This window comes from Arthrobacter sp. MMS18-M83 (assembly GCF_026683955.1).
GTDB lineage: Bacteria > Actinomycetota > Actinomycetes > Actinomycetales > Micrococcaceae > Arthrobacter.
This window is the reverse complement of record NZ_CP113343.1, coordinates 2,474,136-2,497,076: the sequence shown is the minus strand read 5'-3', so window position 1 is coordinate 2,497,076 and position 22,941 is coordinate 2,474,136. Positions and strand designations below refer to the sequence as shown.

General features: G+C 61.8%; 23 protein-coding genes and 2 tRNA genes. 21 read left to right on the top strand and 4 right to left on the bottom strand.

What is annotated here, in order from left to right; genetic code table 11:
* Positions 1-86: 86 nt before the first annotated feature.
* The 11 genes from dnaN (at position 87) to OW521_RS11680 (ending at position 11,390) form a co-directional block, all read left to right on the top strand.
* Positions 87-1,211, top strand: a complete 1,125-nt coding sequence (dnaN, locus tag OW521_RS11730; RefSeq protein ID WP_268025606.1) for a DNA polymerase III subunit beta — start codon at positions 87-89, stop codon at positions 1,209-1,211.
* Between the two features lie 84 nt (positions 1,212-1,295).
* A complete protein-coding gene (gene gnd / locus OW521_RS11725) occupies positions 1,296-2,180 on the top strand; it encodes a phosphogluconate dehydrogenase (NAD(+)-dependent, decarboxylating) (protein ID WP_268025604.1) in 885 nt (294 codons plus the stop codon).
* 23 nt (positions 2,181-2,203) lie between these two features.
* The gene (recF, locus tag OW521_RS11720) at positions 2,204-3,397 is read left to right on the top strand and encodes a DNA replication/repair protein RecF (RefSeq protein WP_268025602.1); all 1,194 of its coding nucleotides are present in this window, start codon (positions 2,204-2,206) and stop codon (positions 3,395-3,397) included.
* Positions 3,384-3,938: a DUF721 domain-containing protein gene (locus OW521_RS11715; protein WP_268025600.1), complete on the top strand. Its 555-nt coding sequence runs from the start codon at positions 3,384-3,386 to the stop codon at positions 3,936-3,938. The genes recF and OW521_RS11715 overlap by 14 nt, the downstream gene beginning before the upstream one ends.
* A 396-nt stretch (positions 3,939-4,334) precedes the next feature.
* Entirely contained in the window at positions 4,335-6,410 is a 2,076-nt protein-coding gene (gene gyrB / locus OW521_RS11710) for a DNA topoisomerase (ATP-hydrolyzing) subunit B (protein WP_326494031.1), read from the top strand.
* Positions 6,411-6,472: 62 nt separating this feature from the next.
* Complete coding sequence (gene gyrA, locus OW521_RS11705) at positions 6,473-9,214, top strand: DNA gyrase subunit A (protein WP_268025598.1); 2,742 nt, start codon at positions 6,473-6,475, stop codon at positions 9,212-9,214.
* Complete coding sequence (locus OW521_RS11700) at positions 9,211-9,906, top strand: DUF3566 domain-containing protein (protein WP_268025596.1); 696 nt, start codon at positions 9,211-9,213, stop codon at positions 9,904-9,906. The genes gyrA and OW521_RS11700 overlap by 4 nt, the downstream gene beginning before the upstream one ends.
* A gap of 113 nt (positions 9,907-10,019) precedes the next feature.
* A tRNA-Ile gene (locus OW521_RS11695) sits at positions 10,020-10,093 on the top strand.
* 57 nt (positions 10,094-10,150) lie between these two features.
* Positions 10,151-10,267 carry a DLW-39 family protein gene (locus OW521_RS11690; protein ID WP_265978190.1) on the top strand — a complete coding sequence of 39 codons (117 nt, stop codon included), beginning with the start codon at positions 10,151-10,153 and terminating at the stop codon, positions 10,265-10,267.
* 72 nt (positions 10,268-10,339) lie between these two features.
* Positions 10,340-10,415, top strand: a tRNA-Ala gene (locus OW521_RS11685).
* Between the two features lie 66 nt (positions 10,416-10,481).
* Positions 10,482-11,390, top strand: coding sequence for a DMT family transporter (locus OW521_RS11680; RefSeq protein ID WP_268025592.1), 909 nt, complete (start codon positions 10,482-10,484; stop codon positions 11,388-11,390).
* Between the two features lie 40 nt (positions 11,391-11,430).
* Here OW521_RS11680 and OW521_RS11675 read toward each other — a convergent pair whose 3' ends face one another.
* Entirely contained in the window at positions 11,431-12,315 is an 885-nt protein-coding gene (locus tag OW521_RS11675; RefSeq protein WP_268025590.1) for a glycosyltransferase, read from the bottom strand.
* A gap of 122 nt (positions 12,316-12,437) precedes the next feature.
* The gene (locus OW521_RS11670) at positions 12,438-13,400 is read right to left on the bottom strand and encodes a hypothetical protein (RefSeq protein WP_268025588.1); all 963 of its coding nucleotides are present in this window, start codon (positions 13,398-13,400) and stop codon (positions 12,438-12,440) included.
* A 153-nt stretch (positions 13,401-13,553) separates the two neighbouring features.
* Between OW521_RS11670 and OW521_RS11665 the strand changes: the two genes are divergently transcribed.
* Both OW521_RS11665 and OW521_RS11660 read left to right on the top strand, forming a co-directional pair.
* The gene (locus OW521_RS11665) at positions 13,554-14,096 is read left to right on the top strand and encodes a peptidylprolyl isomerase (protein ID WP_268025586.1); all 543 of its coding nucleotides are present in this window, start codon (positions 13,554-13,556) and stop codon (positions 14,094-14,096) included.
* Between the two features lie 21 nt (positions 14,097-14,117).
* Positions 14,118-14,987, top strand: coding sequence for a rhomboid family intramembrane serine protease (locus tag OW521_RS11660; protein ID WP_268025584.1), 870 nt, complete (start codon positions 14,118-14,120; stop codon positions 14,985-14,987).
* Positions 14,988-15,000: 13 nt separating this feature from the next.
* Here OW521_RS11660 and OW521_RS11655 read toward each other — a convergent pair whose 3' ends face one another.
* The gene (locus tag OW521_RS11655; RefSeq protein ID WP_268025582.1) at positions 15,001-15,471 is read right to left on the bottom strand and encodes an SRPBCC family protein; all 471 of its coding nucleotides are present in this window, start codon (positions 15,469-15,471) and stop codon (positions 15,001-15,003) included.
* Positions 15,468-15,884: an ArsR/SmtB family transcription factor gene (locus OW521_RS11650; protein WP_268025580.1), complete on the bottom strand. Its 417-nt coding sequence runs from the start codon at positions 15,882-15,884 to the stop codon at positions 15,468-15,470. Before OW521_RS11650 ends, OW521_RS11655 begins: the two co-directional genes overlap by 4 nt.
* A 573-nt stretch (positions 15,885-16,457) precedes the next feature.
* On the opposite strand from OW521_RS11650, the gene OW521_RS11645 reads away from it, so the two are divergent.
* The 8 genes from OW521_RS11645 to OW521_RS11610 all read left to right on the top strand — a co-directional run bounded on the left by OW521_RS11645 (position 16,458) and on the right by OW521_RS11610 (position 22,838).
* Positions 16,458-16,748: a hypothetical protein gene (locus tag OW521_RS11645; RefSeq protein ID WP_268025578.1), complete on the top strand. Its 291-nt coding sequence runs from the start codon at positions 16,458-16,460 to the stop codon at positions 16,746-16,748.
* 75 nt (positions 16,749-16,823) lie between these two features.
* Positions 16,824-17,246, top strand: coding sequence for a CoA-binding protein (locus tag OW521_RS11640; RefSeq protein WP_268025576.1), 423 nt, complete (start codon positions 16,824-16,826; stop codon positions 17,244-17,246).
* Between the two features lie 346 nt (positions 17,247-17,592).
* Positions 17,593-18,165 (top strand): polysaccharide deacetylase family protein, encoded by a 573-nt coding sequence (locus OW521_RS11635; protein ID WP_268025574.1) that lies wholly within the window; start codon positions 17,593-17,595, stop codon positions 18,163-18,165.
* Positions 18,166-18,191: 26 nt separating this feature from the next.
* The gene (locus OW521_RS11630) at positions 18,192-18,593 is read left to right on the top strand and encodes an MmcQ/YjbR family DNA-binding protein (RefSeq protein WP_268025572.1); all 402 of its coding nucleotides are present in this window, start codon (positions 18,192-18,194) and stop codon (positions 18,591-18,593) included.
* A gap of 82 nt (positions 18,594-18,675) precedes the next feature.
* Positions 18,676-19,305 carry a hypothetical protein gene (locus tag OW521_RS11625; protein WP_268025570.1) on the top strand — a complete coding sequence of 210 codons (630 nt, stop codon included), beginning with the start codon at positions 18,676-18,678 and terminating at the stop codon, positions 19,303-19,305.
* 208 nt (positions 19,306-19,513) lie between these two features.
* Positions 19,514-20,923: an N-acetylglucosamine/diacetylchitobiose ABC transporter substrate-binding protein gene (gene ngcE, locus OW521_RS11620; protein ID WP_268025568.1), complete on the top strand. Its 1,410-nt coding sequence runs from the start codon at positions 19,514-19,516 to the stop codon at positions 20,921-20,923.
* On the top strand, positions 20,920-21,945 hold the full coding sequence (locus OW521_RS11615; RefSeq protein ID WP_268025566.1) for a carbohydrate ABC transporter permease: 1,026 nt from the start codon (positions 20,920-20,922) through the stop codon (positions 21,943-21,945). The genes ngcE and OW521_RS11615 overlap by 4 nt, the downstream gene beginning before the upstream one ends.
* Positions 21,945-22,838 carry a carbohydrate ABC transporter permease gene (locus tag OW521_RS11610; RefSeq protein ID WP_268025564.1) on the top strand — a complete coding sequence of 298 codons (894 nt, stop codon included), beginning with the start codon at positions 21,945-21,947 and terminating at the stop codon, positions 22,836-22,838. The genes OW521_RS11615 and OW521_RS11610 overlap by 1 nt, the downstream gene beginning before the upstream one ends.
* The last annotated feature ends 103 nt before the right edge of the window (positions 22,839-22,941 follow it).

The following is a 22,941-nucleotide window of genomic DNA, read 5'->3' as shown; positions in this document are numbered from 1 at the left end:
TTTCGAGTTTCGGGCGCTGGTTTTCGGGGCTCCTGAGGAGTTTCCGGTGGAACACTGGCAGCAGCAATGAAAGGCGGCACCCTTCCGTGAAGTTCAGAGTCGAGCGGGATGTCCTGGCAGAAGCCGTTACGTGGACAGCCCGGTCGTTGTCTCCGCGGCCGCCCGTCCCGGTCCTTTCAGGTCTCTTGCTCAAGGCAGAAGCCGGAACAGTGAGCCTCTCGAGCTTTGACTACGAGACCTCTGCCCGTCTCGAGATTCCCGCCGACATCACCACCGAGGGAACAATCCTGGTTTCCGGGCGCCTCTTGGCCGATATCTGCCGCAGCCTTCCATCGGCGCCCGTCGAAATCGAGACCGATGGCAGCAGGGTCACCCTCACGTGCCGTCGAAGCAGCTTCCATCTCGCCACGATGCCGGAATCCGAATACCCGCCGCTTCCCGCACTTCCCGCCATCAGTGGAACCTTGCCCGGCGACGCCTTCGCCCAGGCCGTCTCCCAGGTCATCATCGCGGCCAGCAGAGATGACACCTTGCCGATCCTCACCGGTGTCCGGATGGAGATCGAGGATGACATGATCACCCTCCTCGCCACGGACCGGTACCGCCTCGCCATGCGGGAGGTACCGTGGAAGCCCGTTACTCCTGGAATTTCCACCAGTGCCTTGGTGAAGTCCAAGACCCTCAACGAAGTGGCGAAGACCCTTGGTGGCAGCGGTGACATCCACCTCGCCCTCGCTGATGACGACAGCCGCCTGATTGGCTTTGAAAGCGGTGGGCGCACCACCACGTCCTTGCTCGTGGACGGCGACTACCCCAAGATCCGCTCGTTGTTCCCGGATTCCACGCCGATCCACGCAACTGTCCAGACGCAGGAGCTTGTGGAAGCCGTTCGCCGCGTGTCCTTGGTCGCCGAACGAAACACCCCGGTCCGCCTGGCGTTCACCCAAGGCCAGCTGAGCCTCGACGCCGGCACTGGCGAAGACGCCCAGGCCTCGGAGGAACTGGAAGCCCAGCTCAGCGGCGAAGACATCACGGTAGCCTTCAACCCGCACTACCTGGTGGAAGGCCTGGGTGTCATAGAAACCAAGTTCGTGCGTTTCTCCTTCACCACGGCGCCCAAGCCGGCCATGATCACTGCCCAGGTTGACGCCGACGGCGATGACAAGGGCGACTACCGCTACCTCGTGATGCCCGTCCGCCTGCCCAACTAGCTCGCATTTGTTGTCGTTCTGGGCCCTCAAAACGACAACAATCGGGTCACTACCAAACAACCAACGCAGAAAAGAGTTCACACCGTGCACATCGGACTGATCGGCCTTGGAAAAATGGGTTTCAACATGCGCGAACGCATGCGGAACGGCGGGATCGAGGTCACTGGCTTTGACCGCAATCAGGACATCGCCGACGTCGCGTCCGTTGACGAACTCATCGCAGCCCTTCCGGCGCCGCGACTGGTCTGGGTCATGGTTCCTTCCGGCGACATCACCGATGCCGTGATCAGCGAACTTGGCGAGGAGCTCTCTCCCGGAGACATGGTGATCGACGGGGGTAACTCACGCTTTACCGAAGACCAGAAGCATGCGGCTTTCCTGACATCCAAGGACATCCGGTTTGCCGATTGCGGTGTCTCCGGTGGCGTCTGGGGCCTGCAAAACGGCTATGGACTCATGGCAGGTGGCGCAGATGAAGACATCGAGCTCGCTATGCCGGTATTCGATGCGCTGCGCCCCGAAGGCGAACGGGCCGACAGCTTCGTCCACGTGGGCGGCGTGGGCGCAGGCCACTACGCCAAGATGGTGCACAACGGCATCGAATACGGTCTGATGCAGGCCTACGCCGAAGGCTACGAACTGCTGGCGGCCAAGGACATCATCAAAGATCTTCCCGGAACCTTCCGTGCCTGGCAAAAGGGCACGGTTGTCCGTTCGTGGCTGTTGGACCTCATGGTCAAGGCTTTGGATGAAGACCCGGGACTGGCCTCGATCGGCGACTACGTCGAAGATTCAGGCGAGGGACGTTGGACCGTCGAAGAGGCCATCGCCAACGCGATCCCCGCGCCGGCAATCACCGCTGCGCTCTTCGCCCGATTCTCCTCCCGCGAAGACAACTCGCCAGCCATGAAAATGGTTTCGGCGCTGCGCAATCAATTCGGCGGACACGCCACCCGGCCGGCCAACTAGGCCTAGGGCAACCAGCAGTCCGCGTGTACCTCGAACACCTTTCCCTCACCGATTTCCGCAGTTACGCGCAGGTTGACCTCAAGCTTGGCCCCGGCGTCACTGTCCTAGTTGGGTCCAACGGCATTGGCAAGACGAACCTCATGGAAGCCATTGGCTACCTGGCCACACTGAGCTCGCATCGGGTCAGTACGGATGCGCCCCTGTTGCGCTTCGGCACCGAGCGGGCGTTGATCCGAGCGAAACTTGTCAGCGGCGAACAATCGACGGTGGTCGAACTCGAAATCAACGCCGGACGCGCCAATCGTGGCCGGATCAATCGCGGGAATCCGGTGCGCGCCCGCGACATCCTGGGCATTTGCCACACGGTGCTGTTCGCCCCAGAGGACCTCGCCTTGGTCAAGGGTGATCCGTCCAATCGCCGGCGCTTCCTCGACGAACTTCTGGTCAGCCTCATGCCGGTGCACGCGGCGACCCGCAGCGACTACGACCGCGTGCTCAAACAACGCAACGCCCTCCTGAAATCGGCCCGCACCGGGAAGTTCACCTCGGGGCATGAAGCAACACTCGATGTCTGGGACCAGCATATGGCCCGGGCCGGCGCGGAACTCCTGCACGCACGGCTTGAACTCGTGGAGCGGCTCCGCCCCCACCTCAGGAGCGCTTACGCTCAACTGACGGATGGCACCAAGGAAGCAGGCGCGGTTTACCGCTCCACCATCCAGGGGGTGTTGGACGACGACGGCGGTCCCGCCGAGCGAATTGACGAAGGTTCGGACGGGGTTGAGGACCTCCGCGCGCTTTCCGTGGAGCAGCTCACCGAGCGCTATGTCCAGGCCTTCGCCGCATCGCGCCGCAAGGAGTTGGAACGCGGGATCTCGCTGGTTGGACCGCACCGCGACGAACTGGAATTGGTTCTAGGGCAAGCTCCGGCCAAGGGTTATGCCTCCCACGGCGAAACATGGTCCATGTGTCTTTCACTGCGCCTCGCCTCCTACTACGTCATGCTCGATGACACTCGTACTGGCGGGTCCGCCCCGATCCTGATTCTTGACGATGTGTTCGCCGAACTGGACGTGCAGCGCAGGCGTAAACTGGCTGCAATAGTGGCCGGCGCCGAACAGGTGTTGGTGACGGCCGCCGTCGACGCCGACATTCCCGAGGAACTGGCCGGGCGGCGCGTGAAGGTAGTGCCCGGAGGCATTGATGGAGAAGGATAGCCCCGGCGGACGCCAGCCGGGAAGGGACCCTGACGAGATTGACGCTGCCCAATCGGCCCTGAACCGGATGCGCGAAGCGGCCGCCGCACGGGGTGAAATCCGGCGTGCTGCGCCGCGTTCCGGTGCCGCTCCGAAACGGAAAGGCGTCCGTGATACCCGTGGATTCAGCCAATTCCATGGCAGTGGGCGGGACCCCCTTGGTTTGGGGAAGGTCGTGGGGAGGCTAGTCGCTGAACGGGGTTGGACCTCCCCCGTGGCTGTCGGTTCCGTGATGGCGGAATGGGACGCCCTGGTGGGTCCGGAAATTTCGGCGCATTGCACCCCGGAGAGCTTTACCGACACCACGCTTCACGTCCGCTGTGATTCCACGGCCTGGGCGACGCAACTCCGGCTCCTGAGTACCAGCCTTCTGGAGATGTTCCGGAGGGAGCTCGGCGACGGTGTGGTGACGTCTATTCAGGTGCTCGCGCCAACCGCACCGAACTGGCGAAAGGGCGGCCGGAGCGTCAATGGACGAGGCCCGCGGGATACCTACGGGTAACTTCCCGGGCACCCGCGTCAGCCGGTTTCCTTGAACGGCGCATAGGAGCGAGAAACCTCCCCGGACCGTATAGCTCCCTAGAGGGTGCTCTTTTGATGGCTTGAAGATGGGGCCAGCGGCCTCCCACAGGTACATTCATCAGCATTAGGGCCGGGTTTTGCAAGGAACGGCGCTCAGTCACGATAGAATCGGCATAGACAACTGGGCGCCGGTGAACGTTGATTGGCTTCGCTGAACAGCAATGTAAAAGCGGATCCGCCAGTCACGAAGTAACCGGCGTTAGCAGTGACGTCCCTGTTGGCGGCTGCCGTATCCCTGTGGTGTGTCCTGACGGACGTGCTTCCTTGGTGCGGTGACGGCTGGCGACCATCGAACACGGAGGAGTCGAAAGCGCCTGTGGCTAACGACAATGCAGAGACCTTGGCAGTAGAGCCCGCGAAGGAGAACGCCCATAAGCCTGACACACCCTCAGGGTCCAGGGAGTACGGTGCAAGCGATATTACCGTGCTGGAGGGTCTCGAAGCGGTGCGCAAGCGCCCCGGTATGTACATCGGATCCACAGGCCCGCGCGGCCTCCATCACTTGGTGTACGAAGTGGTGGACAACTCGGTGGACGAGGCTCTGGCCGGGTACTGCAGCCACATTGAAGTGACCCTCCAGGCCGACGGCGGCGTGAAGGTCGTGGACGACGGCCGCGGCATCCCGGTGGATATGCACCCCACCGAGAAGAAGCCGACCGTTGAGGTTGTCATGACCATCCTGCACGCGGGCGGTAAGTTCGGCGGCAGTGGCTATGCGGTGTCCGGTGGCCTCCATGGCGTCGGTATTTCCGTTGTCAACGCGCTTTCGCGCAGGGTAGACACCGAGGTGCGTCGCCAGGGCCACGTTTGGCGGATGACTTTCGTCGACGGCGGCAAGCCACAGGGCGGGCTCGTCCAGGGCGAAGCAACCGACCAGACCGGAACGTCCCAGACGTTCTACCCGGACGGCACCATCTTCGAGAGCACGGATTTCGATTTCGAGACTCTCCGTGCGCGCTTCCAGCAGATGGCCTTCCTCAACAAGGGCCTGCGCATCACCCTCACGGACGAGCGTCCTGTGGCAGGGGCAGGCGACGATGACCTGGATCTTGACGCAGTTGCTACTGACGGCGAGGTGGCGGCAGAATATCGCACGGTCGTTTACCAGTACAACGATGGTCTGCTCGACTACGTGAAGCACCTGAACTCGAGCAAGAAGGTGGACGTCGTCCACGAGGACGTTATCGCCTTCGAAACCGAAGACGCTGAGCGGCACATCGCCGTCGAGGTCGCGATGCAGTGGACCACGGCCTATTCCGAGAGCGTCCACACCTACGCGAACACCATCAACACGCACGAGGGCGGTACCCACGAAGAAGGTTTCCGCGCCGCGATGACCTCTCTCATCAACCGCTACGCGCGCGAGAAGACCATCATCAAGGAAAAGGAAGACAACCTCACTGGTGACGACATCCGGGAGGGGCTCACAGCCGTCATCTCGGTGAAGTTGTCCGAGCCCCAGTTCGAGGGTCAGACCAAGACCAAACTGGGCAACTCCGAGGTCAAGGGCTTCGTCCAACGCGTGGTCACCGACCAGCTTGGCGACTGGCTGGAACGAAACCCCGGCCCGGCCCGCGACGTCATCCGCAAGGCGGTCCAGGCTGCCCAAGCGCGCATGGCTGCCCGCAAGGCCCGCGACAACGCACGTCGCAAGAGTCCCTTGGAATCCTTCGGCATGCCGGGCAAACTGTCCGACTGCTCCTCCAAGGACCCCGCGCGCTGCGAGGTCTACCTCGTGGAGGGTGACTCCGCCGGCGGTTCGGCGAAGCGTGGACGCAACCCCGAAACCCAGGCCATCCTGCCACTGCGTGGCAAGATCCTGAACGTGGAACGCGCACGGCTGGACAAGGCCCTCGGCAACAATGAAGTCCAGTCGATGATCACAGCCTTCGGCACGGGCATCGGCGAGGACTTCGACATCTCCAAGCTGCGGTATCACAAGATCGTCCTCATGGCCGATGCAGACGTGGACGGCCAGCACATCACCACGCTGCTCATGACCTTGCTCTTCCGCTACATGCGGCCGCTGATTGAGAACGGTTACGTCTACCTCGCCCAGCCGCCGTTGTACCGCATCAAGTGGTCGAACGCCCCTCATGACTATGTCTATAGCGACCGTGAACGTGACGCCAAGCTGGTCTCCGGCCAGGCCGCCGGCCGCCGAATCCCGAAGGACAACGGCATCCAGCGTTACAAGGGCCTCGGCGAAATGGACTACACCGAACTCTGGGACACCACCATGGATCCGGACCACCGCACGCTCCTGCAAGTCACCATGGACGATGCCCTGGCAGCGGACCAGACCTTCTCCGTGCTGATGGGTGAGGACGTGGAATCGCGCCGGAATTTCATTCAGCAGAACGCCAAGGATGTCAGGTTCCTGGATATCTAGGGACTTCAAGGCCCTAGGAATATTCCAGAACTGACATATACCTGAAACGGAAATCATAGATCATGAGTGAAGAAACACCCGAGGTTCCCGCTGAGTCGGTCGGCGTGCCGGAACCCGTACTTGAGGGCGATGTGCTGACCGACCGTATCGATCAAGTAGACCTGCAGACGGAAATGCAGCGTTCCTACTTGGACTACGCCATGGCCGTTATCGTTGGCCGTGCGCTTCCAGACGTCCGCGACGGCTTGAAGCCGGTCCACCGCCGAGTGCTCTACGCGATGTTCGACGGCGGCTACCGCCCGGACCGCTCCTTCAACAAATGCGCCCGCGTGGTGGGCGAGGTCATGGGCCAGTACCACCCGCACGGTGACACCGCGATCTACGATGCCCTTGTCCGCCTCATCCAGGACTGGACCATGCGCTATCCGCTGGCGCTGGGCCAGGGCAACTTCGGTTCCCCCGGCAACGACGGCGCCGCAGCTCCGCGATACACCGAAACCAAGATGGCCCAGCTGGCCATGGAAATGGTCCGGGACATCGACGAGGAAACGGTCGACTTCCAGGACAACTACGACGGCAAGAACCAGGAACCCACAATCCTGCCGGCGCGTTTCCCCAACCTGCTGGTCAACGGTTCCTCCGGCATCGCCGTCGGCATGGCCACCAACATTCCGCCGCACAATCTCCGCGAGGTTGCCGAGGGCGTGCAGTGGTATCTGGCCAACCCAACGGCCAGCCGTGAAGAGCTGCTTGAAGCATTGCTGCTGCGCATCAAGGGCCCGGACTTCCCGACCGGGGCCACCATCCTCGGCCACAAGGGCATCGAGGACGCGTACCGCACGGGCCGCGGCTCCATCACCATGCGTGCCGTGGTGAACGTGGAGGAACTCCAGGGCCGCACGTGCCTGGTGGTCACCGAACTGCCGTATCAGGCAAACCCGGACAACCTGGCCATCAAGATCGCCGAACTGGTCAAGGACGGCAAGATCCAGGGCATCGCGGACCTGCGCGACGAGACGTCCGGCCGCACCGGACAACGACTGGTGATTGTTCTCAAGCGCGACGCCGTGGCCAAGGTTGTTCTCAACAACCTCTACAAGCACACACAGCTGCAGGACAATTTCGGCGCCAACATGCTGGCGATCGTCGACGGCGTTCCCCGCACCCTGAGCTTGGACGCCTTCATTCGGCACTGGGTGATACACCAGATGAATGTCATTGTCCGCCGGACTCGCTACCGGCTGCGCAAGGCTGAGGAAGAGGCGCACATCCTGCGCGCACTTCTCAAGGCGCTGGACATGCTGGATGAGGTTATCGCGCTCATCCGCGCGTCCAACACCACCGAGGCTGCCCGCGATGGCTTGATGGGGCTGCTGGAGATCGACGAGCTTCAGGCCCGCGCGATCCTCGACATGCAGCTCCGCCGCCTCGCCGCGTTGGAACGGCAGAAGATCCAGGACAGGCACTCCGAGCTTGAGGCCATGATCACGGAGTTCAACTCGATCTTGGCCTCCGAGCAGCGCCAGCGCGACATCATCAGCCAGGAACTGGCCGAGATCGTGGCCAAGCACGGTGATGATCGCCGGACCCACATCCTCATGGGCTTCGACGGAGACATGTCCATGGAAGACCTCATCCCCGAGGAAGAAGTGGTGGTCACCATCACCCGCGGCGGATACGTCAAGCGCACCCGGAGCGACAACTACCGTTCGCAGCAGCGGGGCGGCAAGGGCGTCAAGGGTGCCCAGCTTCGCGGCGACGACGTCGTGGAGCACTTCTTCGTCACAACCACGCACCACTGGTTGCTGTTCTTCACCAACCTGGGCCGAGTGTACCGGGCCAAGGCCTACGAACTTACCGAGGCCGGCCGCGACGCGAAGGGCCAGCATGTGGCAAACCTGTTGGCCTTCCAGCCGGATGAGCACATCGCCCAGGTTCTTGACCTGCGCGACTACGAGCAAGCCCCATACCTGGTGCTCGCCACCAAGAACGGCCTTGTGAAAAAGACGCGCCTGGAAGACTACGACACCAATCGCACCGCCGGCGTCATTGCTATCAACCTCCGGGATGGGGACGAGCTCGTCTCGGCGCAGCTCGTGTCCGAGACCGACGATCTCCTCCTGGTTTCCCGCAAGGGTCAGTCCATCCGCTTCACGGCCACGGACGAGGCGCTGCGCCCCATGGGGCGCGCAACCTCTGGTGTGACAGGCATGAAGTTCCGCGAAGACGACGAACTCCTCGCGGCCGACGTCGTCCAGGACGGCTCGTTCGTGTTTGTCGTGACCGAAGGCGGCTACGCGAAGCGCACTGCGGTCGAGGAATACCGGCTCCAGGGCCGTGGCGGCCTGGGCATCAAGGTCGCCAAGCTTCAGGAAGAGCGCGGCGACCTTGTCGGTGCCTTGATCGTCAACGAAGAAGACGAAGTCCTGGTGGTCATGGAGGGCGGCAAGATTGTCCGCTCTGCTGTGGCCGGCGTTCCTGCCAAGGGCCGTGACACCATGGGCGTCATCTTCGCGAAGCCGGACAAGAACGATCGCATCATCGAGGTGGCCCGCAACAGCGAACGCGGCCTTGATGGCGAGGATAGCGACGACGAGCACGGCGATGGCACTGACAACGACTTAGCCGCCAATAGTGTCGAAAATCCTCTTGGAGGACAGTCCGGGCCGGCCGATGACGTAACGTTGGCTGCAAACGACGGCGCCGATGGGGCGACCGCAACGGCCGAATCGGGATCGGCCGCAGGATCCGGTAATGGGTCCGGCGTCGAGCTGAACGAAGACAACACCGGAGGTAACGAGTGAGCAATTCGGACTCATATCCCAAGCCGAGTACGGGTGTCCCTGGAGGATTCCGGCAGCCGTCGGCTACTCCGCGGGTAGACGCACCGGCCCGTCCCCAGCAGCGCCCGGCGGCAGCTGCTTCGAGCCCGGCAGGAACTGGCGCGGAAAGGGTCCCGGGCCAACGCCCGGCCGTTCCCGGCCAGCGGCCTGCACAGGGTCAGCAGCGCCCGGCAGGGCAGCGGCCCGCCGTTCCCGGCCAGCGTCCTGCACCCGGCCAGCGGCCCGCACAGGCCCAGCAGCGTCCGGCCGCAGGGAATCCGGGGCTTGTGAAGCCGGCACCGAAGGCAAAGGTCCGCCGCGCCCGCCTGCTGGTCAGCAAAGTTGATCCGTGGTCGGTGCTGAAGATGGCATTCCTGCTGTCCGTTGCCTTGGGCATCGTGACCGTGATTGCCGCAATCGTTCTCTGGACCGTTCTGGACCTCACTGGCATTTTCAACCAGGTGGACAGCCTTCTGGGCACGCTGGCAGGTTCGGAAAGCGGCGGCTTTGAACTCAAGAAGGTTGCATCGCTCGGACAGGTTGCCTCCTTCGCAACCATCATTGCCGTGGTGAATGTGGTCCTGCTGACCGCCCTCTCCATGCTGAGCGCCGTGCTGTATAACATTTCGGCAACACTCGTGGGTGGCATCGGAGTGACCCTCACCGACGACTAGCCCAAACGGTCGGAAAAAGAGGGAAACTGCTGGAAAACAGTGGTGGAAATACCTCGATTTGAGATCGGGCCGGGATGTGCTGTAAAGTCATGTCTCGGCCCGAAGAGGTATCGGGGCGTATAGCTCAGGCGGTTAGAGCGCTTCGCTGATAACGAAGAGGTCCCAGGTTCAAGTCCTGGTACGCCCACGGAACCTGCACAGGTTTTGCTAAAGATTCAGGAAACTGAATCGGAACGGGGTGCATGTGAAGAAGTTGCTCATAGTTGCAGCTGCGGTCGCAGGCGTCCTGCTCTACAAAAAGGTGCAGGAATCCGAGGCCCGGAAAACGGTCTGGAGCAAGGCAACCGACACGGTTGACTAGCCCGGACGCCCGGTCTGGATATGGTGAAAACCATCGAAGGATCTAGGGTAGTATGGACGGGTTGCTTCTTATGGGGGCATGGCGCAATTGGTAGCGCACCTGCTTTGCAAGCAGGGGGTTCGGGGTTCGAGTCCCCGTGCCTCCACCATAAGAAAGAGTCCCGGTCAGAAATGACCGGGACTCTTTGCGTTAACCACTTCACTAAGGTTGAACTGTGAACTTCATTGTTGCTGCTTTGGGCGTGCTCGGTGTCGCATCCTCCGGACCCCTTATCGCGGGAACGCTCGGCGCCACGTCTGTCACGGCACTAGCTATCGCCTTCTGGCGCAACGCAATCGCCGCCGTCGTCATGGCCTCCCCGGTCCTGATCCGCGAACCACGGCTGTTCCGGAAGATTACGCGACACGAGTTCACCTGGTCCGCCGTCGCGGCAGTCGCGCTGGCCTTCCATTTCGCCTGCTTCATCACCGCCCTTCAGTTGACGTCCGTCGCCGCCGCCACCGCCTTGGTGTGCCTGCAGTCGGCATGGATCGCTGTCTTCCAGCTCCTTCGCGGCACCCGGCACCGCTGGCCGGTGCTGGTAGGCCTGGGCATCGCACTGTGCGGTGTCGCGGCAATCACGGGCTTCGATATGGGAACCTCACCGAAAGCCTTTCTCGGTGACGTCCTGGCCCTCGCTGGAGGCGCACTGGCCGGGCTCTACACTTTGGCCGGAGGCAAGGCGCGCCAGAGCATGGGGACCGGGACCTACACCACCCTTTGCTACGGGATCTGCGCGGCCATTGTTGCCGTATTGGCCCTCGCGGGCGGCCAGCCGCTTGTAGGGTTCGACGCCGGCGGCTGGCTGGGGATTGTGGCCATCACTGTGTGCGCGCAACTGGTGGGCCACACGGCCTTCAACCATCTTCTGGCCACGATGAGCCCGCTGTTGGTTTCCATGATCATCCTGCTGGAGATTCCCGGCGCAGCCCTTCTGGCCGCGGTATTCCTACGCGAGACCCTGCCCTCCGGGACCTACGCAGGGCTGGCCTTGATCCTGGCCGGACTCGCCGTCGTCGTAATCGGTCAGCGGCGCGGAAAAGCCGGCCCCGAAGGCAAGATCGCCGAGCTGGGTACCGACTGAGTCCGGTACCGTCTGACGCGGAAGGTTGCAGTGCGTGCTGCTACATGCCGCCGCGGCGCGCGCCCTGGCTCGTGTTGGCTGTGTGAATGGCCCGGAGCAGTTTCGCCGGGAAATAGACCGAGAAGAACACCACCATCGGGGCCTTCAGTGCCATTTTCTTCACGTTGTGGGCCTTGTAAGTGCGGTCGAAGCGGGTCACGTAATAGCGGTAGTCGCGCGGTGAGTCCTCGAGCCTGCGGGCAGACATGCCGGAGACCATCTGCGGCCAGTACTGCACCCTGAGATCGTGGTCGGCAAGGTGCAGGGAAAGATCGATGTCCTCATGCATCTCGTCCTTCTCGTCCAGGCAGGTCTCGTCACGGATGGTTTCCCACGCGGAGCGGCGAAGCGCCATGTTGGAGCCAAAAAGGAAATGGTACTGGTGCTTCGCAAGCCGAAGCATGAGCTGGCGCATCTTGTCGTCGGCTTTGAGCCCGAATCGACGCATGGGCATGTCGTAATAAACCACGGGACCGGTAGCCGCTTGGGCAGAAGGATCCGCGAAGGCCTCCTGGACTTGCTCAACCCAGTCCGGTTCCAGGACGGAGTCGGCGTCGATTCGTCCCAGGATCTCCGATGTAGCGCTGTTAAGGCCGAAATTGCGGGTAGGGATGAGTCCTTGTGTCTTGTCCTGGCTCAACAGGATGATGGGGCTCTCCGGGTACTCCTGCTGCATCTGCTGGACGATCTGGGCGGTGCGGTCCTGGGACATGTTGTCCACGACGATGATCTCGTCCGCAGGCACTGACTGGTAAACGGCCGCGATAAGGCACTGCCGGATGACGCTCTCTTCGTTGTACGCCGGGATGACGATTGAAACGCTCGGCTTCACGGGTGCGACGGCTGCGTTACTGGCTGCATTTGCGGAAGATCTATCGGCTGGCATCCCCATAAATCTAGCATCAGACCGGTGTCCGCTGAGGAAGCCTTCGGTGACATGTGGCCAAACAGTTGAAGGGACCCCGGCGAACCGGAATCCCTTCAATGTGAAGCGAATTTGGCTTTCACCTAGGCCTCGTGTTTTCCTGCTTCGTCCGTGGCTGCCTCGTGCTTGCCGGCCTCGTCCTTGCCTGCGTCGTCCTTGTGCAGGCTGGCGGCGATGTTCTTCACCGCGGTTTTGGCGTCGGTTGCCACCTTTGCGGCGGCATCCTTGGCGTCTTCGACGGCGTCCTTTGCCTTTTCGGTTGCAGTTTCGGCTTTCTCAGCTACCTTGGTGGCGGTCTCGTTGGCCTTCTCGGCAACCTTTTCTGCTGCCGCGGCGGCCGGCACCGGTGACGGGGTCACTGGGACCGGGGTCTTCCACGGGTCCTCCACGGGGCGGCTGGCCTTCCATGCGGCAACTCCGGCTGCCGCTGCTGCTGCCAGAACCGTGAAGATCAAGAGTCCGCGCTTTTTGGGTTTCTTGGTGTTGGCGAGTTCGTTCGAGACCGCCTTTGAGGCTTCCTCGGCTGCGGTTTTCAGCTGGGCCTTGGTGGCCTGTGCTTGCTCCTGGAGGTTGTGCACCACTCCCGAGTCCACCAGCTTCTGGGCGACGGCATCCACCTGCGCGGGTGCGTTCTCAAGGACGTGGTGGACAACTTCGGAGGCTTGACCGAGCTGCTCGGAGAGCTTGGGCAGGTACTCCTCAACAACCTTGTCCCGGGCGTGGCTGAGAGCCGGTGTGGCCTTGTTGAGTGCGTCTTGGATCTTGGGCGAGGCGTCCTCGACGGCGTCATGGATCCGCGGTGCGAGGTTCGCCAGGCCTTCCTGGAGCTTCGGCGTGACGGTCGCAACGCCGTCGGCGAGGTTGTGCGCGGCCGATTTCAGGCCTTCCTGGAGCTTCGGCGAAGCGGTGTCAATGCCGTGCTGGATACGGGGAACCGCCCAGTTCACAGCTGCCTCGACGCGCGGCGTCGCCCAGTCCTTGGCATTCTCAACACCATTCACAACGGTGTGTTCAAGTTCGCGGGCAATCCGGTCCGATTTCTTCACAACTACCTCCCGATTAACATGCTCGTTTGTTGTTAGCCTACGTCCCTTGACCGGCACCGGCTATTGATCCAGCGGATTCATGGAAGATTTCACCGAGCGCGGAACCGGCTCCCTGGCCGCCTCGCCGTTGACCCTGCATGAAAGAATGGCGCTATGACCATCCCAACCGCAAAAGCAACTTTCCACACGAGCCTCGGCGATATCGTAGTTGACCTCTTCGGCAACCACGCGCCCAAGACGGTCGCCAACTTCGTAGGCCTGGCCACCGGCGAGAGGTCCTGGACTCACCCGGAGACCGGCGAAGACAAGACCGGTACCCCGCTTTACGACGGCACCATTTTCCACCGGATCATCAAAGACTTCATGATCCAGGGCGGCGATCCCCTTGGCCGCGGCATCGGCGGACCGGGCTACAAGTTCGACGACGAGATCCACCCGGAACTGAACTTCAACGCCCCCTACAAGCTCGCCATGGCCAACGCAGGCATCCAGATGGGCAAGGGCACCAACGGTTCCCAGTTCTTCATCACCACGGTCAACACTGACTGGCTCTACGGCAAGCACTCCATCTTCGGTGAGGTTGCTGACGAAGAGTCCAAGAAGGTTGTCGACGCCATCGAGGCCGTCCGCACCGGCATGGGTGACCGCCCTGTTGAAGATGTCGTCATCAACAGCATTGACATCGTTCAGCTCTGACCCCCGGAGCCTGAGCAACGTATGAGTTACGGAATCCCGGCGGCAGAGCCGTCCGCAGACATTCCCGTGTGCCCGAGGCACCCGGACAGGCCCTCCTATGTCCGGTGCCAGCGCTGCGGGCGTCCTGCGTGCCCCGAATGCCAGCGGGCGGCCGCCGTCGGGTTCCAATGCATTGACTGCGTCAATGAAATAAAGCGTTCGACGCCGGCCCCGCGCTCCACGTATGGCGGCGCCATTTCGACAGGCCGGCCCCTGGCGACGTACGTGATTATTGGGCTGTGCGCCCTGGTATACGTCCTGCAGTGGTTGATTCCCGGCAATGTTGTGGAGGATCAACTCGCCTTCGCGTCCGTCTACGCCACTCCGCAGTTTGGAGCCTTCGAACCCTGGCGGATGCTGACCTCTGCCTTTGTCCATTCACAGGGTTTTGTCCTGCACATCGCGCTCAACATGTACATGCTCTGGATCTTTGGCCAAGTCCTTGAGCCCGTTCTGGGGCGCATTCGCTTCCTGGCCGTTTATCTACTGTCCGCAGTCGGCGGCTCGGTGGGTTTCCTGCTCCTAACACCCATGTTGCCTCCAACCGGAGTGGAAGGCGCTTCCGGCGCGATCTTCGGCCTGTTTGGCGCACTCCTGGTGGTCCAAAGCCGGCGCGGCGGAGACACAAGGCAGCTGTCGATCCTCATTGCCATCAACGGAGCCATTGGCTTCCTGGTCCCCGGTATCGCTTGGCAAGCCCACTTGGGCGGGCTTGTTACAGGTGGTCTCTCGGCGGCTGTCATCGCCTTTGCTCCGCGCGGACCTCGCCAGGCATTGCTCCAAACAGCCGGCATGGCAGTGGTGGCCGGGATTCTGGTCCTGGCCACCGTCCTTAGGGCCACGGCAGGCTAGCCGCTCCTAAGCATTACCCTAGGAGTTCTTCCAAGCGATCCATCGATTCCTTGATGCCCGCATCCATGCCGCTGGCTAGCGCCATGTCCCGGGCCTCGATCGAGGGGAACACCGAGCGCTGCACGACGCGCGTGCGGCCCCCGAGATCCTCGAATCTGGTGGTATCCAGGGTGACCTGACCGGGGGCGCCGTCGAATTCGAAGGTCTGGATGATCCTCAAGGGTTCCTGGACTTCGTGGAAGACCCCGCGGAAGCCGAACTCGTTGCCTTCGCCGTCCGAATGTACGTACCGGTAGCTGCCGCCGGTCCGCGCGTCGTAGGACTCTAGGCGCATTTCCAGGCGCCGCGGGCCCAGCCACTTGACCACAAGTTCGGGATCCGTGAAAGCGCGGAACACGCGATCTGGTGCGGCGTCGAAGTCGCGGCTAGTGTCGATGAACGGCGTGCCGGCCGTGACGTCAATGGTTGTTGTGTTGGTGCTCATTGTTCCTTCTCCTTTTCCGGATAGTCCCCGTCGGACAAGTCAGTGGTGGCCTCTCCGGCTAACGGGGTTTCACTGGCCAATAGCTCGTCCAGCCGGGCGAAATGCTCTTCGGCCTGAAGACGGTAGCTCTCGATCCACTCGGCCAGGGGACCCAGCGCCGTGGTGTTCAGGTGACAGGGACGGCGCTGCGCTTCCCTGCTCCTAGTGATGAGCCCGGCGCCTTCCAGCACCTGTAGATGCTTTGAAATGGCTTGGAGGGTGACGGTGAATGGCTGGGCGATCTCAGTGACGGTTGCGTCGCCCAAGGCCAATCGCGCCAGTATCCTGCGGCGCACAGGATCGGCGAGTGCCATGAAGGCCCTATTGAGTTGGTCTTCAGGATCCAGCACCGCTGTTCCCACGGTCTCCGGCATGCGTTTCCCCTGCCAGGCTCAGGCTCGAGCGTCGCGGATGGCTTTCCGCAGCACGCAAGCAGTCTGCTTCTTCAACTAGCTGCTTTTTCAATCGTGTTACTCAAGCAATCGGTTTATCAACTAGTTCATTGAATATGACAAGACTAGGACTGTGCGCGAAGACCGTCAAGATCCTGGACATGTTGTTTTCCACAGGGGTTATCCACAGTGTGCGTAACTTACAACCATGTAGTTCTCTTGCGGATTGGCTGAGTAGGGCGAGATGGCAGGGGCGGCGGATTCCCCTAGGGATTAACGTCCACAGCTGTGGATAACTTTCGCCAACATGCCTGTGGTTATGTGGATAAGAAGCTCGTAATTCAGGGGTGTGTGGACAACCTCACTGTTGGCAGTGGTCGGGGCGCGGTATCAACAGGGTTATCAACATTGTTAATAACTCACACTTTTGTAGTTCGCCGACTCCCGGTAGCCCTGGAAGTGCGTCGTTCCGGGAGTTTTCCACGGTGGAACCAATACTTTTCCCCAGCGCCCGAACCCGCCATCGCACGTGCCCCAGACGCCGCGGTACCGCATGTGGCTGAGCCTTCCCCTGACGCAGCGACGCCGTCAGCCGTGGATCCCGCGGAAGCGAAGGAATCACTGGAGCAAGGATCCTCGGGACGGCCGGGAGCGCCGAAGACGGTGCACGCCGAGCCCAGGACGGATTCCCAAGGCGAACTTAGGCAGACGGCGGACACCTTGTCGAAGTGGAGTGGCAAGGAGTTGCAGGATGAACTGCAGCAGGTCCTCCAGGACAGCAAGGCCGATCTCACGGGAAAGTCCCCAGGAGCGTCCCTGCGCTGGATCTTCGGACTGGACCGCTAGCTCGGCCGCACTGCCAGAATCCCCGTCAATAATTCGGCCACGGGGCCCGCGGAACCACGGGAGTAGGCTTGGGGTATGACACACGTCAACGATCCGGCAGTCATTGACCGGCTTATGCGAACAAAGGGCCGCTGGGCAATCGTCGGACTCAGCACGAATGAGTGGCGCTCCGCGTTCGAAGTTGCCCTCTACATTCGCGACATCATGGGCATGGAGATCGTCCCGATCAACCAAAAGGGCGAAGACGTCCACGGCGAAACTGGCTACAAGTTCCTCGCCGACGTGCCCCTCGAACAGCCGATCGACGTCGTCGACTGCTTTGTGAATTCCTCGCGCGTTGGCGGCGTGGTGGACGAGGCCATTGCGGTGGGAGCGAAAGCCGTGTGGCTCCAGCTCGGCGTGATTGATGAGGATGCCGCGGAGCGGGCCAAGGCGGCGGGTCTTGACGTGGTCATGAACGCTTGTCCGGCGCAGATGGGCTGGCGCAGCGACAACTAGCGACGCCTCCCGTTAACCGGCTGCTGTCATAGTGCGGGGGCAATCACCCGATTTCGAGACCAGGGAACCCATGTGTAACGACCACCCTTCCACTGTCGGCCGGCGCACGGCGCTCGGTCTTCTCGGGGTGTCCCTAGCGGCCGGGCTGGGGGGGTCTGCGGCTCCCGGACACCTGTCCGCAGGAAGCCCGACGGCGGTTCCCAGCAGTGCTGGCATCGCGCCGTCGCCGTCCGCATCGCCAAGCGCCACAACGAGCCCAACGCCGAGCCCCGGTGTCCCGAAGCGGCTGAGGCGCTCCTTTGTCCCGGATTTTACACTGCCGCCCATCCAAGGTGGACTGGCTCCGGTGATCACGAAAATCCCCACCAAACATCCCGTGGTGTTCCTGACGATCGACGACGGCGTGGTCAAGTCTCCGGAAAGCGTGCGACTCCTCGCGGAGAACGACTATCCGGCCACGCTGTTCCTGACGAGCAACACGGTCCGAGACAACCCTGCCTTCTTCAAGGCGTTCATGGCGCAGGGGAGCCTGGTCGAAAACCATACGGTCAGCCACAACGTCAACATGACCACCCAATGGGGCTACCAGCGGCAGCTTGATGACATCACCGGCATGCAGGATTTTGCCGTGCAGCAGTACGGCCGCAAGCCCACGTTGTTCAGGCCGCCCGGGGGTTCCTACTCCACTGCTATGAGGCAAGCCGTGGCCGCTGCCGGCCTGAAGGCGATCGTTACCTGGGAGGCCAAGGCCAACGCCGGGCGTATGGACTACCAATACGGTAATTCGCTTCGGCCTGGCGACATCGTACTGATGCATTTCCGACCTGAATTCGCGGCGGATTTTGCGGCGTTCCGTTCCGCGCAAATCGCCGCCGGCCTGGAAGTCGTGCTCCTGGAGGACTTCCTGGGCGTTGCGTGAGGCAGGGTCTCCGCTAGTCTCAGTGCATGGATGCTGCCACCCTTCGCCGAATCTGCCTGGGCTTCCCCGGGGTTTTTGAGGACTTCCCCTTCGGCCCGGAAACATCGGTTTTCAAAGTCCGTTCCGCTGTGTCCGGGGGAGCCAAGCAGGAAGGCAAAATGTTCGCGGCCTCCGCCATGGACGACCAGAACCTGGCGGTGAGCCTCAAATGCGATCCTTCCTTGGCCGTGCAATTGCGCGCGGCCCACCCGGAAATCATCGGGGCCTGGCATATGAACAAGAAGCACTGGAATGGCGTGCGCTTGGACGGCGCCCTGCCGGACGCCATGGTCCGGGACATGGTGGAGGACTCGTATGACCTAGTGGTTTCGTCATTGAGCCGCAAGCAGCAGGAACAGTTGGGCTGGGCCCGCCTCGCCAAGAGGTAACACGCGGACCCTGTCCTGCGCTTCGGCTAGATTGTGAGTGCACCGCACCTTCCAGCGCCCCGAAGCAATCAGGAGGAGCCAGATGCTTGAACAAAAGACCCTCGATGAGCTGTGGAATTTTGAGGACCCCGCACTGTCGGAAGCCCGCTTCCGCGAAGCCATGGCGGATCCCGCCTACGATCCTTTTGAACGGGCCGAGTTCGCCACCCAATTGGGCCGGGCCATCGGTCTGCAGGGGCGCTTCGAGGAGGCCGACGCCCTCCTGGACGGGATCGACGCCGAAGAGGAGCCGACCCTTGCGGTGCGGATTCTCCTGGAACGCGGACGTTTGCTCAACTCCGCGGGCCACCCGGCCATGGCTGTTCCGCTCTTTGAGCAGGCTGCCGAATTAGGGGACCTCTTGGGCGAAGAATTCCTCGCCGTGGACGCACTTCATATGCTGGCCATCGCGGACTCCGGCCACCAGGAATCATGGACGCGCAGTGCGCTCGAGTACGCCTCCGCCGTCGAGGATCCCTGCACCAAACGTTGGATGGTTTCGCTGCACAACAACCTCGGTTGGGCGATGTACGACGACGGTCGCCGCACCGAGGCGATGGTGGAGTTCCAGCTCGCTGAGCAGTGGGCTGAGCGGGTAGGAACCGAGCAACAGCGGCAATGGGCGCGCGAGGCCGTTGCCGAGTGCGCAAAATCCTTGAATTTACAGGGCTAAACAGGCCAAACGGCCCTCCAGAAGGGCAGTTTTGTCAGATCACATTTTGACAAAAGTTGATTGAAACTGCCCTCAAATATTGCTTTTCAATCACTCGTGGTGAAGTATGTCACACGAAGGGCGCGTCGCAGCGGCGGTGCCCGGACCGATCCACTGCCGGCCGAGGCGCCGTCAGAATCGGTACTACGAGTCTCTGGAGGGTTTTAGGATGAACGTTCAGCAGCAGTCCTTTGCACGTCGTGGATTCCTCCGCGGCGCGCTTGCCGCGGCCGTGCTTGTGCCGTTGGCCGGCTCGATGGCCTCCTGCGCAGCTGGTGGCGGCGGAGGGTCCACCGGTCCTACGGGGACCGTTTCAGATGCCAACCCGTTCGGTATGGCAGACAAGTCCACCGTCGACGCAGTGATCTTCAAGGGCGGCTACGGAATCGACTATGTTGACTTCGCGGGCAAAGCCTTCGAAAGCGCACATTCGGGTTCCACCGCCAAGATTGCTCCCTCGACGGACATTGCGCAGGAACTCCAGCCGCGATTCGTTGGAGGCAACCCGCCGGACTTGATCGACAACTCCGGCGCCAAGGCAATCGGCTTCAGCACCATCCTGGCCCAGCTTGAAGATCTCACCAGCGTGGTCAACGCCAAGAACCTCGAAGGCAAGGTCATCAAGGACACCCTCTATGGAGGTGTGCTTGCTCCGGGTACCTTCGAAGGCAAGCTGGCCGCCCTGAACTACGTGCTGACCGTCTACGCCATGTGGTACTCGGACGCCCTGCTGAAGGACAATGGCTGGTCCGTTCCCAAGACCTGGGACGAAATGTACGCACTCGGCGAGCAGGCTAAGGCGAAGGGCAAGTACCTGTTCGTTTGGGGCAAGGAAGCCGCCACCTACTACCAGGAAATGGCGATCGCTTCCGCCATCAAGGAAGGTGGACACGATGTCCGACTGGGCCTTGAAAATCTCAAGGCAGATTGCTGGTCCCACCCGGCACTCCAGAGCGTCTTCACCGCCATGGGAAAGATCGTCAAGGCCGGGTTCTTCAAGCCCGGCGGTTCCGGCACCCAGTTCACCGCGGCGCAGGCGCAATGGAGCAACGCCCAGGAAGCAGTGTTCTACCCGTCCGGCTCGTGGATCGAGAATGAGATGAAGGACCAGACGAAGGCCGGCTTCAAGATGACCGGTGCCCCGGTCCCGTCGGTGACCACCAGCTCCAAGCTGCCGTATACGGCACTCCATAGCGCAGCAGGCGAGCCGTTTGTGGTTCCTTCGCAAGGCAAGAACGTGGCCGGCGGCAAGGAACTGCTCCGCGTCATGCTGTCCAAGGATGCAGCCACCAACTTCGCCAAGACCAAGCTGGCCCCCACCATCGTCAAGGACACCGTTCCCGCCGATGGCTTCGGATCCACGGCTTTGGTCTCCCAGACCAAGCTGCTCGGCGACGCTGGAGACAACATCTACACCTGGAACTTCATCGACCTCTACGGCACCAACAAGGACCAGCTGGTCGTGTGGAACACGTTCCTCGACGGAAAATCCGACGTCGCCACCCTGACGTCGGACCTGCAGAAGATCACCGACAAGGTCCGCAACGACAGCTCGGTCAAGAAGATTGAAGTGAAGTGACTTCAGTGAAAGCAAAAACACTCCGGGTTGGCGACGGTGCGTCCGCCGTCGTCGTTCCGGACTCCGCACCACCCGTCTACAAGAGGCGGCGCAAGCCCCTGACGTTCGACAAGATCAGTTTCTTCGTAGTCTTCCTCGGCCTGCCCCTTGCTATGTACATCCTGTTTGTGATCTCTCCGTTTGCCCAGGCGTTCTACTACTCCATGACGGACTGGAGCGGTTTCTCGCCCAACATGAATTTCACGGGTTTCCAGAACTACCAGAAGCTCTTCACGGATGACATCTTCATGAAGGCCATGGGGAACAACATCCTGCTGGTCATCTTCCTGCCGATCATCACCATCATCCTCAGCCTGGTGCTGGCAACCTTGGTGACCGTGGGAGGCAGCAGCAAGGGCCAGATCAAGGGCCTGCGCAACTCGAGCTTCTACCGGGTTGTCTCCTTCTTCCCCTACACGATTCCCGCCATTGCAATCGGCATCATGTGGGGCCAGATCTACGATCCTTCCGGAGGCCTGCTGAACGGCATCCTCACGTCCCTGCATATGGACCAGTTCAAGTCCTTCGCCTGGCTCGGTGACAAGAGCACCGCCATGATCGCCACGATGTTCGTGATCGTATGGGGCTTCATCGGCTTCTACATGGTGCTGTTCGTCGCCGGCATCAAGGGCATCCCGGCAGAGCTGTTTGAGGCGGCCAGGATTGACGGGGCAGGACGTTTCCGCACTGCCGTGTCCATCACCATCCCGTTGATCCGGGACAACATCCAGACCGCCTACATCTACATGGGCATCCTGGCGCTCGATGCGTTCGTCTACATGGCCGCCCTGAACTCCGGCGGCGGCCCGGACAACTCCACCCTGGTGATGTCCCAGCAGCTCTTCTTTACCGCTTTCACCAAGGGCCAGTTCGGCCTGGCCAGCGCCATGGGCGTTGTGCTGGCCGTAGCCACCCTGGTCTTCTCCGGCCTCGTGTTCCTGGTCAACAGGCTCACGGGTGGCGACAAGGATGTGTCCCTCTGATGACTACCAAAATTGCCAGCCAGGAAATGAAGTCGCTGCACTTCACCCCTCGCAAGCCGGCCATGACCACCGGAGACAAGGTCGTTGGGGCGGTTTCGCACACGGCCCTGACCGTCTGGTCCCTCATAGTGATCCTGCCCTTGCTCTGGACTTTCATGTCCTCCTTCAAGACGTCCAGCGAGATCTTCGCCTCGCCGTTCGCCTTGCCCTCGCAGTGGCGCTTCGACAACTACATCCGGGCGTGGAGCGAAGCCGGAATCGGAAGCTACTTCCTGAATTCGGTGGTTGTGGTGGGTTCGGCGCTCGTGATCGTCATGGTCCTCGGTGCTATGTGTGCGTACGTTCTTGCGCGCTACACCTTCCCGGGCAGCAAAGCCATCTACTACCTGATGCTGGCTGGCCTGACCTTCCCGATCTTCCTGGCCATGGTCCCGCTGTTCTTCATCATGCGGAACATCGGGCTGCTGAACACTTTGCCGGGACTCATCCTGGTGTATGTCGGCTTCGCGCTGCCGTTCACCGTCTTTTTCCTGTTCTCCTTCTTCAAGTCCCTTCCCCACGAAATCACCGAGGCTGCTGCCTTGGATGGAGCGGGCGAGTGGCGGACATTCTTCCAAGTCATGTTGCCGATGGCCAAGCCAGGGCTCGCTTCCGTGGCCATTTTCAACTTCCTTGGCCTGTGGAACCAGTTCCTGATTCCGGTGGCGATCAATGCAGCCGGGCCGCGCGTGCTGTCCCAAGGGCTGGCTGCCTTCGCCGGCCAGATGGGTTATGCAGTGGACTTCGGCGCCTTGTTCGCGGCCGTCACGGTCACCGTGGTTCCGGTGCTGATCGTCTACGTCATCTTCCAGCGTCAGCTTCAAGGCTCCGTATCGCAGGGTACGTCAAAGTAGCACAACCAAGCTAAATAGGCGCCCGACGGCGGTTCTCACCTTGGGTGGGGGCCGCCGTCGTGGTTTCTGTCAGCGCCTGCTGCCGGCGTCGTGCCTGCTGCCG

Bases quoted from the DNA above. Each gene is read 5' to 3' on its own strand.
- OW521_RS11625 (WP_268025570.1), top strand. From the start codon at position 18,676: ATGCTTGAACAAAAGACCCTCGATGAGCTGTGGAATTTTGAGGACCCC.
- ngcE (WP_268025568.1), top strand. From the start codon at position 19,514: ATGAACGTTCAGCAGCAGTCCTTTGCACGTCGTGGATTCCTCCGCGGC.
- OW521_RS11655 (WP_268025582.1), bottom strand. From the start codon at position 15,471: ATGAGCACCAACACAACAACCATTGACGTCACGGCCGGCACGCCGTTC.
- OW521_RS11715 (WP_268025600.1), top strand. From the start codon at position 3,384: ATGGAGAAGGATAGCCCCGGCGGACGCCAGCCGGGAAGGGACCCTGAC.
- gyrA (WP_268025598.1), top strand. From the start codon at position 6,473: ATGAGTGAAGAAACACCCGAGGTTCCCGCTGAGTCGGTCGGCGTGCCG.
- OW521_RS11610 (WP_268025564.1), top strand. From the start codon at position 21,945: ATGACTACCAAAATTGCCAGCCAGGAAATGAAGTCGCTGCACTTCACC.
- OW521_RS11665 (WP_268025586.1), top strand. From the start codon at position 13,554: ATGACCATCCCAACCGCAAAAGCAACTTTCCACACGAGCCTCGGCGAT.
- OW521_RS11675 (WP_268025590.1), bottom strand. From the start codon at position 12,315: ATGCCAGCCGATAGATCTTCCGCAAATGCAGCCAGTAACGCAGCCGTC.
- OW521_RS11650 (WP_268025580.1), bottom strand. From the start codon at position 15,884: ATGCCGGAGACCGTGGGAACAGCGGTGCTGGATCCTGAAGACCAACTC.
- OW521_RS11640 (WP_268025576.1), top strand. From the start codon at position 16,824: ATGACACACGTCAACGATCCGGCAGTCATTGACCGGCTTATGCGAACA.
- OW521_RS11630 (WP_268025572.1), top strand. From the start codon at position 18,192: ATGGATGCTGCCACCCTTCGCCGAATCTGCCTGGGCTTCCCCGGGGTT.
- OW521_RS11660 (WP_268025584.1), top strand. From the start codon at position 14,118: ATGAGTTACGGAATCCCGGCGGCAGAGCCGTCCGCAGACATTCCCGTG.